Consider the following 13,400-nt stretch of genomic DNA (forward strand, 5'->3'; position numbering starts at 1 on the left):
CGCGATGTAAATCGCGCGCTTTTGTCATCCTTTCAATCTGTATTAGATGTTACATACTGTCGACCAGCTACCATCACTCCCCGGCTCTGATGCTGTCCACCAGTTTGCTTGGTATACCACACCATTGTGAATCACTTTATCACCTTGGTTAGCGTGGCTTGGATTACCTTGCCAGTCCGTTTGTGGGAAATCTGGGTAAGTCACAAGGCCTGCTGTGTCACAAGTACCAGGCTCAGTACCACCGCCACCACCAGTGCCGGAATTTAAGTTACCAATTGGTAGATCTGGTTGCTCAAACTTGAACGCAAACTCTTTACCGCCAGAAATCACCGTGTAGTTAGCAGGGCCAGAGATTGGTAGGTAGTAAACCATATCAAGCTCGTAAGTGCCGCCCGCTGGTAGGTCTTTCCATGCTGGTAGCGAGAAAGATACGCGGTGCATTACACCATCCAAACCACCAATGTTGTTCGCACGAGTATGACCAGAAGCAATCACACTTAGACCGCCACCAGACTGGTCTTTCGCGTTATCCGGTGCAGATACAGGAATATCGAACTGGAATTCCGTACCGCCAGGAATTGCTTGACCTGTGTTGTTTGTGAACGTGATCTTAGGATTGATTGGGTAGTTTTGGTCACCCACTTTAAAGCCACCAACGCTCACTGCTATATCAACAGCTTCTGTTGGGATAGCACCTGTCGCAATCTTGTTACCGTAAGGTGTTGCAGACTTAAACTTGTCGTAAATCGCTTTAGTCATAGTGTTACCCATGTGGTACTCACCATTACCCGCAGCACAAGCCTGTTCAGTTGCATCAATCGTAGTACGGTTACCGTTCGCGTCTAGTACGTAACAGTTATAGTCACCGGCTAGTTCCCAGAACATGATACCGCCGATCTCTTTATCGATAACGTAGTCGGCTTTCACCTCTACAGACGCTTTGTCTTCTGTTGATAGGAATACGCTCTTCTCTGCATTCCAAAGCCATGGTGCAACAGCAATATCGTCGTAGTTACGCGTGTATGTGCCAACCAATTGGTCTGTAGGATCGTTTACTGGATCTAAACCGTAAGCTTGAGCATAAGAACCCCAAATGCCTTTCTCTAGGTTCTTCGCATGCCACATTGGGTTAGAACCTGCACCCATTTCGTTGCCCTTAGGATCGGTATCATGCCACATGTTATCGATACCTAGCGCGCCGTGACCACAGTTATTCTTCTCGCCTTCGCCAGTACCAGGAGCACACTCTGATTGGTTCGGTAGCGCCGCACGTCCCCAAAGACCATTCTCACCACCTGTTACCCCTTGCCAACCACGGGTGTAGTAAGGCACACCAATGTTGATACGACCAGCAGGCATAGAACCGCGGAAGTAATGGTAAGCCCAGTCAGTATTCAAGTAGCCGATGCCGCCGTAAGCCGCAGTGCCATATACATTCCACTGCGCAAGCTCAGAGTCTTTACCTGTATCGAACAGTGCCGCATTGTGACCAACGTGATCATTCCAAGCACCGTGTAAGTCGTAAGACATGATGTTGACGTAATCGAGGTACTTAGTCACATCGAAGGTTTCCATACCACGCAGTAGGTAGCCCGAAGAAGGCGCTGCGATGGTCAACATGTAGTGATGCCCATCCTGTGCAGATGCCGCATCCAGTTTTTCACGTAGAACCTTCATTAGCACTTGGTAAGAAGCCCATAGGTATGGACGGCGTGGTTCCATAAAGTCTTTATCGTAAGGGTTACCTGCCCCCGCCATCGACGTTGGGTACTCGTAGTCGATATCTAGACCATCGAATTTGTAGGTACGCATCATTTCAACTGCAGAAGTCGCGAACTTCTCGATACCTGCGTGGTTGATTGAACCGTCTGCGTTGGTTGTCATCGTGTAGAAACCACCATCCGCAACACGATTGCCGTCTGCGCCGAAGTGACCACCTGTTTCAGCCCAACCACCAATCGAGATCAGCGTTTTAACGTCATGCTTTTGCTTGTAAGTAGCAAGTGCACCGAAGTGACCTTTAAAGCCTAGTGCCGGGTCTACTTCTACACCCGGCCAAGTTTTACCGGTTGCAGGGTTAGTTGGATCAGTCACATCACCAACGTTCACTTTACCGTCTGAACCGATGCTTACAAACGCGTAGTTAATGTGAGTTAACTGATCCCAAGGAATGTCTTTCACGAGGTAAGCCGCTTGTGGATCATCACCACTACGCCAACTTGTGAAGTAACCAATCACACGACGTGGGTGATCGGCCCCCATCAATTCACGGCCGTCTTTGTCGTAAATCGTACAGTAAGGAACATCCACACCAGCCGTTTGGTACAGGCCATCAGGACGACAGTTTGAAGTGACTGCACCGCCATTAACTGATAGCGATACAAGGGAAGAATCTGTTGTTGCGCCAGCATCGTCAGTCGCTTTAGCGTAAATCGATACCGAGCCTGCCGCTGCTGGAGTGAAATCCACAGCGTAAGGCGCAGCGGTCGCTGTACCAATCAGTGCACCTGCGGCAAAGAACTCAACTTTAGCAACGGTACCATCTGCGTCTGCCGCAGTAGCTGAAACTGTTACCGTACCGCCAAGCTCAACAGAAGTGGCTGATAGCGCTACGTCTACCGTTGGCGCTTCGTTACCAGGTTGACCAGCAGCGACTGTCAACGTAACAGCACTTACTGTGCTCGCTGCATTTTTGTCGTCATAAGCTTTCGTTGAGAACTCGTGAACACCCTCTGTCGCCGTCCATGAAGCAGTGAAAGGTGCTGCAGTTGATGTGCCAACCAATGCGCCGTCAACAAAGAACTCCACTTTGCTGACTGTACCGTCTGTGTCTGCAGCGTCTGCGGCAAGGTTAACGACGTCACCAGCTGTGATAGAAGCCGACGCAGAAGGAGAAGTTAGTGAAACAGTCGGTACTTCGTTAAGTGGTGGATCAACAGGGTCGCCATCACAAGCGCCAAGGCTCTCCCACTCACCCCATTCACCTGATTGAGCTGGGTTGTTGTTTTGCGTCCAGTAGCGCGCTTTATATGCGCTATTTTCGTGCTGAACTTGATCACCACCATTATAAACTTTTGATGAATCCCAAGCTTCTAGAGGTTTACAGTCAACGGCTGCATAGCTGTTGAATGCCATTAGACAAGATGCAGTCAAAGTACTGAGTGTGAATACACTCTTTGCCGCTTTCCCGTTTCTAAGGTGCATAGTGCTCTTCCTTAAGTTGTTGTTAATACGATAGTAAACACGTCACATAAAACGCACTTTTACTTTTATTTCGACGTAAAATAACTTAAGTACAACGACAGGTTTTCACACTACATATTTATAGATTTTCAACAGCACATCGCAACAAACCACTAAAACACTGCAACAAAACGCAACTTATTTTGCACCAATAACTAATTTTAAAGTGCAAATAAATATATCCGTCGCAAACTGCTGAATAAGTAGAACAAAATTCTAAATTTGGTGTACCCGTTCCAGATTACCTTGCCACTTTTTAACGTTTTTCAATGCTTTGCGGTATAGAGCTGATTGCTTTTTCGAAACACAAAGAGCTGTTCAGGCAAGTGCCAAAATACAAGTTCAATCCCCCTATTCTACAAAGTCGTGCTTTCACTCACCGCTGCAGCACTACACTTGTTAGAGTCAGCCCGCGCTTTCTGTTGGTAACTTGGTCATTCTAGGTGTTTCATTGAAATGACGTTTGTACTCACGGCTAAACTGAGACGGGCTACTGTAGCCAACAAGTCGAGCTGCATCATTCACCCTTTTTCCTTCTAACTGAATGAGTTCTCGTGCTTTATTCAGTCGAACTTTTTTAATGTACTGCAAGGGGGATTCTAAAGTAACGGCTCTGAATGCTTGGTGAAATGCTGATATGCTCATATTTGCTTCTTCGGCAAGCGTCTGTACATTGAGCTGTTCATGATACTCTTGATGAACTCTATTAAGCGCTTTGGCTACTCTGGCATATGAGCCTTCTTGGTATGCCAGATCAAATAAAACGTGTCCCGACTCACTTACTAGCGTTCGATAAACAATTTCTTCCAATAACATGTCACCAAGCATCGCCACTTCCAGCTCGTCGCATAACGCAGTCATCAAACGCTTGCACGCATCCAACATCTGCTCGTTCATACGAACTGACTTTAGACCACAACGAGTCGAGTCTTCACAGACATTACTAAAACGTTGTGATTCCAGTTTTTTGACGAGTTTTTGCAACATAGCTGGAGAGATATCTATGGAAATCCCAAGCAGCGGTTCATTGTCGACTGCAATCGCTTCACACTCTAACGGCATAGGAACCCCAACCACCAAGTAGTCGTCTGGTCCATAGCGAACTGGAGTCTGACCGATGTGGATGTTCTTATACCCTTGTCCCAAAACAATGACACCGGATTGATATACGAAAGGTTGACGATTGTTACCTTTATTGCTGCGATAAAACCACACGCCATCAATGGCGGTTTCTTTAATACCCTCTAGTTCATCTAGGCCAAACTTAGTGGCGTATTGCTGCATTGTCTCAGCTAGTGTCTTCATTGCTTCACTCCAATCATTACCCACGCACTATACTTGGAGTTCTGATTACAGTTCCAGCACAAGAGGGGCATATTTGTAGAAATAGGCAATAAATTTGCAGAAATCGGTCTACTCACAGACAAAACTGCGTACTAATATGCATGTATTCACTCTCCTCACATTGGAAGCAAGAGGTCTAATAATGAACTTTTCATACGTCAACCCTACTAAAATCTTCTTTGGCCAAGGCCAAATCGCGGCAATTAAAGAGGCGATTCCTGCCGATCAAAAAGTACTTGTTATCTACGGTGGCGGCTCTATCAAGAACAATGGTGTTTACGACCAAGTAGCACAAGCCTTAGAAGGCCGTGAATGGCTTGAATTTTCAGGCGTGGAGCCAAACCCAACGAAGGAAACGCTAGATAAAGCAGTTGCTATCGCAAAAGAACAAAACGTTGATTTTATTCTTGCTGTTGGTGGTGGTTCAGTTATTGATGGTTCTAAGTACGTAGCAGCATCAGCGAAATACGACGGTGATGGCTGGGATATCATGGTGGGCAAACATCAAGTAACAGAAGCAACACCGCTGGCAGCCATCCTTACTCTTCCGGCAACAGGCTCTGAGTCAAACATGGGTGCTGTAATCACTAAGAAAGAAACGCAAGATAAATTGGCGTTCTTAGCACCTGCAGTTCAGCCGAAGTTTGCGGTTCTTGACCCAGACGTAATGAAGACCCTACCTGAGCGTCAGCTTATCAACGGTCTTGTGGATGCATGGGTTCACGTTTGTGAGCAATACCTAACACTGCCAACGGGCGCAATGGTTCAAGACGGTTACGCAGAGGCACTACTGAAAAACCTAAAAGTGCTGGGTGATCAGTTCGAAGAGCGCGATAACGACCAATGGCGTGCAAACCTAATGTGGACAGCAAACCAAGCATTAAACGGTCTCATCGGTAGCGGTGTCCCTCAAGATTGGGCGACACACATGATTGGCCATGAACTGACAGCGCTTTGGCACGTAGACCACGCGCGTTCACTGGCTATCATCCAACCATCGCTACTTCGCAACCAAATGCAATTTAAACGCCCTAAGCTTGAGCAAATGGGTCATAACGTATTTGGCTTAGCAGAAGGTGAAGATTTGGCAGAGCGCACTATTCAAGCCATCGAAGCTTTCTACCACCAGCTAGGCGTAGCAACTCAACTTGAAGAGTACGGAGATGACCGTGAAGCAGCTATTGATTCTGTGATCGCTCAGCTAAACAAACACGGTATGACGGTGTTGGGTGAAAACCAGGCAATTGATTTAGAAAACAGCCGCAAGATCCTAGACCTAGCGGTAGCATAACAACCCAACCTATCAATTTACTGCCTTTTTCACGGCATTGAGTTCTTTTGAGCTCAATGCCGTTTTTTTATGTTAATTTGGACATAAATAATAAGTAAATGCGCTATTTGCGATAATTTAACCTAACTTATCCATTAAACGCAGCAAATACTCATTCCAAAACTAAAATCAAAGAAACAGTAGTTTGCCGTCTCGCGACGGTCCGAAGGGGAAAATGTCTATTCAAAGGTTCATCGTATGTGGCTAATTATTATTGCCAGTGCGTTCATACACATCATCAGCATCAAGACCGGTCCTAAATGGCTGTTCTTTGCGACGAAACCAATACCGATTATTGCTATGATCGGTATGTTGTTACTGTCTCCAGCAATCCAGCTTCCTTACGCAAAATGGATTATTTCAGGACTCTCATTATCACTCATTGGGGATTTAGTGATGATGTATCCAAAGGATAGCTTCACTCAAGGAATAAAGTTTTTTTGTGCCGCTTTAACATGCTATGCGTTAGGCTTCATCCAAATTGCCGCTTGGCATTTTACGCCTTGGCTGCCCTTTGCGGTTTTGGGCTTCGGCATCTGTGCGTACTTATTCTTTAAACCTGATTTAGGGAAAGAAAAATGGTTAGTCGCCAGCTATATCATCGTTTTGATGACGATGTTATGGATGTCGATGGAGTATTATGCTGCCGGTAAGACTCAATCTTCGGCTTTCGCGGTGTTAGGGAGTGTCATTTTCACCATGTCCGGCATCGTGATTGCGTTTGAACGCTTTGGCAGCACTTCCACATTTTCCCGCCAAGTCGCAATGGCGACCTATTACTCAGCACAACTCCTTATTGCCATGTCCGTCTCCGCTATAGTAATTCGCTAACTAATACAAACGGTTAAATAGATACTATCGAGACTTGTAATTTCCTTTTTCAACGCAATGCTTTTTCATTCTCAAATACAGCTTTTTGCGGGGTATTTGCAGATGGTTGGCGGCATCGGAAACTCGCCCAGAATGCAAGAACAGTGCATCTTCTATGAGTTGCTTTTCGAAATCGTCCACCAATTCATCCAATGGGATCTGAATATCATTTTGTGAGTAGATACGCTCTTTACCTGTCAGCTTAACAATCCCGATTGCGTACAGCTCAGCAATGTTTCTAAGTTCGCGAATATTACCCGGCCACGGATAACTCCTCAGAAGAGCAAGGTAGTTGGTGTCTACATTTGGCAGTGCTTTGCCGAGTTTCTTACAACTCAACTTTAAGAAGTAGTGAAATATCGCCACGATATCATCAGGTCGCTGGCGCAAAGGTGGCACGTGCACCATCCCTTGGTTAAGCAGGTAGTATAACTCTGGCAACAATTGGTTCTTAGCAATGTAGTCTTCAGGTTCTAACTCAAAAATCGTCACCACACGCAGGTTCTTTTTTCCACAACGCTCACGGGCCAGCAGCAACTGAGCCAAATGCCGTTGCCCCTCTTCGGGCAATTCAGGCAAATTATCTAAAACAAGCACACACGGTTCCAGCTTGTTAACCGCATCATCAATACACTTCATTGTTGTGGTGCTACTGAGAGCAAGAGTGAGATATTCCATGTCTTCGCTCTTCGCCATCATATCTTTGACGACCCCAGCTACGCTGTGGCGTCCTGTGCCCGACTCACCATAAACCACCAAGTGCGTGTCCAACAAAGCATATTGCGCTACGTATTTTCGGATCTGCTCCATGTGCGCAGACTTACCAATTAGTGAACGCGAAATCGATTTCTCCGCCTGACGCTGCAACTCCACCTGACTAGTACGAGTTTCAAGCTGCTGCTTAACAAGCGTTAAAAGCTCCGTCGGATTAATCGGCTTTTCCAAAAACTCACACGCACCTAGCTTCACGGCATCCACTGCCATCGGAATATCGCCATGCCCAGTAATCACAATAACCGGAATTCGCTCATCGATATTTTTAATCAGCCTCAGCAACTCTAAGCCATGCATCTGTGGCATGTACATGTCTAGAATTACAACGCCCGCCCACTCTGGAGAGACGTATTGCAACGCTTGCGTTGGGTCGTTAATGGCCTTTGACTTTATCGATGAGATGTTCATTAAGTAAGAATAAGAATCCAAAACGTCTTGATCATCATCGACCAATAATACTGAATATAGGTTATTGCTCATTAGGTAGCTCCAACACAACCATCGCACCTTTTTCTAGTGAGGAAGCGAGGTAGATATTTCCTTTATGCTTTTCTATTAATGATTTACAAATATTCATCCCCAGCCCTAGGCCAACCTCTTTTGTCGAAACAAAAGGCTGAAAAATCCGTGGCACAATCTCTTCTCCAAAACCAATGGCATTATCACTGATCGCAACCAGTGTGGTTTGCTTACTCCGGTCCACCAGTTCCGTTTTAATTCGTTTTTTCTCTTCTCTTGTGCTTTCCATTAGCGCATCGCAACTATTTACTAAGACATTGATGAAAACCTGTTCCAACGACAACATATCACCTTGAACTTTCACATCGTCAGGTAACTTATTTTCTATCGTGATCTGTTGACGTTTTGCGCGCGTATTCACGATGGTAGACGCTTGCTCCGCCACCTCATGAATGCATACTGGTTTCACCTCTCTCTCCCCTTCTGGTTTGCGTGCGAACTGGCGTAAACTGTTGATAATCTTGCTCATCCGAGTCGTCAAACCCTCGATATGCGTGATCGACTCGCTGACCTTATCTGGCGTCTCTTGTTGAAGAAACATTCTCGCACTGTACAAATACGTCGACATCGCATTTAGTGGTTGATTAAGCTCATGCGCTAAACTCGTCATGGTTTGCCCTACAACCGCCATTTTCGCTGCTTGAATAAGCTCATCTTGTGTTTTTTTAAGATTGTCTTCGGTTCGAATTCGCTCTTCAATTTCGTTTTCTAACTGTTGGTTTTTCAGCAACAAGTCTTGCGTTTTTTCTAACACTCGACTTTCCAATGTACGCGTGGTGATTTCTTGATGCGTCACATCAGTGATAGTCATGATAAGTTTGTATTCAGCACCATGGGCAAAAGGGCGAATATCGAAACGTACGTATGTAGGGGTCTCCCCTCCAAGTGACAAGGTCACATGAATTTTTCCAAGTTCAATCCACAAGTGCGAGCCATCAAATACCTTTTTTAGCTGATCTCGGCAGCTCTCAGGGAAGTACTCCCAAATCGGATAACTTTCGTTAACTTCACCAAGCTTCAATAACTTACGAGCACTCAAGTTTGCAGACTCTACTACTCCCTTGAGGTCACTCGTGATCAAACTTGCCGTGGTATTGTTGATTAGACTCAAGGCATTAGTACGTTGAATTTCTTGTACCTTTTCACCATATTCGATGAGTTTTTCACTCAAGCGCCCGATTTCATCATTTCCGTCCACCACAACTGGGTGACTGAGATCGTTTTTTATGATGGCATCAATACTGTCCCCCAGCCCTATCAAACGCGCCACAATGCGGCGATTGATAAAATAATACGTCAGGAACATACTCGTCATGATCGAAATACTGAAGCAAACGAGCAAAACGTGATTACCATATGACACACGCTCCGCAGTTTCAGTTTTCACCTGTTTGAACGTTTGATCTGCGATAACAACCAACTCACCGATTTGTTGATGAATGGCATCCATACTAAGTGAAATCTGCTCTTGCATCTTTTTGATGCCACCGTTGAGTTTCACTAGTGACATAAGTTGTTTTTCGAACGCACCATCTTGACTCAACACCACGGCAAGTTCTTGCAGCAATTGCTTATAAGCGATTGATGTTGGTTGATTCATCAACGTTGTACTGCTTTCTTGAAGATCCATCAGGCGAAAGTGAATTACTTTCATCCCATTATCGACCTGCTCCGGCATTGAGGCACCGGCAACGTCAATAGCCATGTCATACACCGCCGATTCAACATCGATAACCTTTTGTAATGTACTCAGTTGAACCAGCAAGCTTTGAATATCTTTTGAATCGTTTACCCGCTCAATCTGCCAATGCACTTCTTGGCGAAGAGGTTTGAGCTCCGAGCGGATATCTTGGTGAAGCCAGTTAATTTGCTCCATCAATTGATCGACTCGGCGGTTTTGGTCGATTCGTAAGGAAATCAGATCGACATACTTTGCCAGTAGCGAAGCAAGTCCGGCTTCCGATTCAAGTAACTGATAGAACTCCGAATTCATTCTATTGCTCTTTAGAACGGTTGAAATAGAAGCTAGCTCTTCATTCACCTGCATCGCTTGTTCATTGAGCTGTACTTTGTTGTTAACAACTTGAAGCGCTTCAACGCGTCGGTTTATTTCACTGGTTTTACTTTCGAGAAAGTAGCTGGCGTTGTATTTTGGTACGCTATCTTCCAGTAAAATCCGCACCTGATTGTCTAGACTATTCCACGTTGCCCAAGCAACCATACACACCACAGTGAGCAACATCGTACTGCAAGCGAAAGCAGCAACTAAACGAGCTCCAATGGTTTTATACTTCGGGTACAACACTACTTCCCTTACCCCCGACACTTAGCCAATTGTTGATTTACATTGTCCAACTGTTCTGACATAGCACGGCCTAATTCATGAGAAAACTCCGCCAACAATGCTTGGTAGTGCGTCATACCTACTTCGGAATCTATATCCAATGTCGCCAGCTTTTGAGCAATTGGAGCTATTTGTTCTTTGCTCAGTGGCAATTCAAACAACTGCTTCTCGATAGCCTTTAGTGAGCACTGTTGTTCAGGGTTCTGTTCAAATTTAATGAGAGTGAGCCAAGCATCTTGTAACTCTGGAAGACGCTTAGTAATCGCAGTATCAAAAATCAAATTGATGAGTGCTTCTCTCGGCATCACCTGTTTTAGATCGAGTATTGGGTTTTCACCACTGTATCGAGCCGTATCATAGAGGGCCGTTTTTGAAAATGCGCTGCTTTCCATTTGTTCTTGAACTTCTTTTGAAAGCAAATGCGCAACAAAGGCTTCAGCCAACTTGTCTCTCTCTCCTCGATTTATTTGGGCAATATAGGTTGGCATAAGCGTAAAGTCTTGATCATAAGCAAAACCGACGTAATCAAACTTACGCTTGGCGATCAATGCATAACTGTCAATAGTTGGCCCAACACCAAACTTACCTTTGGCAATATAGTCCGCAACCCCAAAGCTCCGTGATGAAATCGTTGCCAAATTTGCTCCTACATTGAGCAAAATACGCCAGCCCTGTTTCCAACCATATCGACTAAGCACACTCTCAACCATCAGCTGAGTTGTTCCTGAGCGGCTTGGCGTACTCATTGTGACGTGACCAAAATACAGAGGGTTGGTCAAATCTTGAAAACGCTTCGGTTCTGGCAAATGATTTGCGGCTAAATAATCCTTGTTCCAAACAATTCCCGCCCCAGAATATCCAAAAGCAACAACTTGTTCGTTATTCGGCAATAGATAAGCAGATAACCATTTCGGAACTTGCACGCTAGACGACATATCAGCTAAACGATGTTCGTCAGACAGCTCTTGCATCAAAAATGGAGATGAGCTCAATACCAAGTCGATATCCTTCATATAGCTTTTGCTTAGCAATTGCAGACTCGATTGCGTACGTCGGTGAACCACTCTTACTTCCGCATCGGGATAGTGCTGCGTAAAGTCATCCACCAAAGCGGTGATAGGCGCTTGAGAAAAAGTAGTGAGTATCACCAGCTCTTTATCTGCAGCGGTTGTGAGCGGTGTATAAAGGGCAGCACCAAGAAGTAAACAACGCCCCAATTGCTTGAAATCAGCCATCAAACTAACCAAAAACCTTAAATAATGTGCGGTAACTCAAATCTATTACAGATTGTCAAAAAATCTTACAGAGTGTGTTTGAGTCATTATTGACGCACTTCAACCAAAACTACGCATATTCTATCAGTAACAAGTCTCAGGCTACCGTTCTAAATTCCCGTTTTTGACTCAGCCTAAATATCAATATGAGTCAATTCTGTCTCAAATTCATGCCTTTGTACTGTGCAATCTGTCACTCCAAGATGGCCCTGCGACAAAAAATTTGTAATTAAAACTTGGAGTGCAACATGTTTAACTTCTTTAAAACACGCCCTGACCTCCCTCTTTCAGATGGCTCGAAAGAGGAAATGCAGGCGCGTTTCAAACGCTACCAATGGCATGTATTTTTAGGTTTGGTATTTGGTTACGCCGTCTTCTACGTAGTACGTATGAGTTTAGGCGTTGTAAAAAAACCAATGCTGGATGCAGGCATCGTAACTATCGAAGAACTCGGCGTCATGGGTTCAGCTTTCTTCTTCACTTACGCTTTTGGTAAGTTCTCGAACGGCTTCCTTTCTGACTATGCCAACATTGGCCGATTTATGTCGTTCTCACTGCTACTGTCAGGTATCACAGCAGTATCCATGGGTTTGAACACAACGGCTTTCTTCTTCGTTCTACTCTGGGGGCTAAACGGTTGGTTCCAATCTGTTGGTTCAGCACCTTCTTGTGTGTCTCTATTCCAATGGTTCTCACCAAAGCAACGTGGTAGCCGATACTCTATTTGGGGTGGTTCACGCAACATCGGTGAAGGTATCACCTGGATCTTAACTGCTTCTCTAGTGAGCTACTTTGGCTGGCGCGCCGGTTTCATCGGTGCCGGTATCGCAGCGATTGCAGCAGCACTATGTATGTTCTTCATCCTAAAAGATCGCCCACAAACTTACGGCTTGCCGGATTCAGCAACTGCGTTTGACGAAGAGCCTGAGATTAAGAAAAAGAACGACCCGAAAGAAACTCGTCGCGCTCAAATGTTCATCATGAAGCAACCAACAGTTTGGCTAATTGCTGCGGCATGTGCGGCGATGTACATCTCACGTTACGCAATGTCTTCTTGGGCTGTTCTTTACCTCCAAGAGGCAAAAGGTTACTCATTGATCGACGCTGGTTTTGCAATGTCTACCTACCCAATTGCTGGTCTCGCAGGTGCAATACTATCGGGCATTATCTCTGACAAGCTGTTCAACTCTAATCGCCACATCCCAACTCTACTTTACGGATTGGCAAACATTGGTGGTATGTGCTTGATGTTCTTTGGTCCAGACAACCGCATTGTTGACGCAGTTGCATTAGGTTTGATTGGTTTCGCTATTGGTGGCCTAGTTGTCTTCCTTGCTGGTCTAACTGCATGTGACCTAATGCCTAAGAATGCTGTTGGTGCAGTTAAAGGTTTTATCGGCCTGTTCTCTTACATCGCTGCTTCTGGTCAAGAGCTAGTATCTGCTTCTCTTATCAAAATCACCGAAATTGATGGCGTAACCAAATACGACTTCTCGCAAGCGCAATATTTCTGGCTAGCCGCTGGTGTAATTTCTCTGCTTCTTGCTTTGACTGTTTGGAATGCGAAGAAAGTGGTTGATATCGACCCTGTTGAAGAAACAGAGCTAGAAGTTCGCCCTAGTCACTAATTCATAACAAAAGCGGGAGGCTACTCCCGCTTACTTCTCCAATTTCTTAAGTTCTTTTGCTAAGAGTGCTTACG

Annotated in this window: 8 protein-coding genes; 3 read left to right on the forward strand and 5 right to left on the reverse strand. The window is 45.2% G+C overall.

Annotation, left to right across the window (positions count from 1 at the left end; all coding sequences use genetic code 11):
* Window positions 1-42: 42 nt before the first annotated feature.
* Both KIV41_RS17375 and KIV41_RS17380 read right to left on the reverse strand, forming a co-directional pair.
* Window positions 43-3,204, reverse strand: coding sequence for a chitinase C-terminal domain-containing protein (locus KIV41_RS17375; protein WP_285337120.1), 3,162 nt, complete (start codon window positions 3,202-3,204; stop codon window positions 43-45).
* Between the two features lie 444 nt (window positions 3,205-3,648).
* The gene (locus tag KIV41_RS17380; protein WP_285337121.1) at window positions 3,649-4,548 is read right to left on the reverse strand and encodes an AraC family transcriptional regulator; all 900 of its coding nucleotides are present in this window, start codon (window positions 4,546-4,548) and stop codon (window positions 3,649-3,651) included.
* 181 nt (window positions 4,549-4,729) lie between these two features.
* Between KIV41_RS17380 and KIV41_RS17385 the strand changes: the two genes are divergently transcribed.
* Both KIV41_RS17385 and KIV41_RS17390 read left to right on the forward strand, forming a co-directional pair.
* Window positions 4,730-5,878 (forward strand): iron-containing alcohol dehydrogenase, encoded by a 1,149-nt coding sequence (locus tag KIV41_RS17385; protein ID WP_285337122.1) that lies wholly within the window; start codon window positions 4,730-4,732, stop codon window positions 5,876-5,878.
* A 237-nt stretch (window positions 5,879-6,115) separates the two neighbouring features.
* Entirely contained in the window at window positions 6,116-6,748 is a 633-nt protein-coding gene (locus KIV41_RS17390) for a lysoplasmalogenase (RefSeq protein WP_285337124.1), read from the forward strand.
* Between the two features lie 24 nt (window positions 6,749-6,772).
* On the opposite strand, the gene KIV41_RS17395 is transcribed toward KIV41_RS17390, so the two are convergent.
* From KIV41_RS17395 to KIV41_RS17405, 3 genes are read right to left on the reverse strand one after another with little or no spacing between them, the layout of a single operon-like run.
* Complete coding sequence (locus tag KIV41_RS17395; protein ID WP_285337126.1) at window positions 6,773-8,041, reverse strand: sigma-54 dependent transcriptional regulator; 1,269 nt, start codon at window positions 8,039-8,041, stop codon at window positions 6,773-6,775.
* A complete protein-coding gene (locus KIV41_RS17400; RefSeq protein WP_285337128.1) occupies window positions 8,031-10,385 on the reverse strand; it encodes an ATP-binding protein in 2,355 nt (784 codons plus the stop codon). Before KIV41_RS17400 ends, KIV41_RS17395 begins: the two co-directional genes overlap by 11 nt.
* Before the next feature lie 8 nt (window positions 10,386-10,393).
* Complete coding sequence (locus KIV41_RS17405) at window positions 10,394-11,659, reverse strand: ABC transporter substrate-binding protein (protein WP_285337130.1); 1,266 nt, start codon at window positions 11,657-11,659, stop codon at window positions 10,394-10,396.
* A 287-nt stretch (window positions 11,660-11,946) separates the two neighbouring features.
* On the opposite strand from KIV41_RS17405, the gene KIV41_RS17410 reads away from it, so the two are divergent.
* Complete coding sequence (locus tag KIV41_RS17410) at window positions 11,947-13,326, forward strand: MFS transporter (RefSeq protein WP_252042796.1); 1,380 nt, start codon at window positions 11,947-11,949, stop codon at window positions 13,324-13,326.
* Window positions 13,327-13,400: the final 74 nt, after the last annotated feature.

Origin of the sequence: Vibrio sp. D401a (genome assembly GCF_030248515.1) — a bacterium.
GTDB lineage: Bacteria > Pseudomonadota > Gammaproteobacteria > Enterobacterales > Vibrionaceae > Vibrio > Vibrio rotiferianus.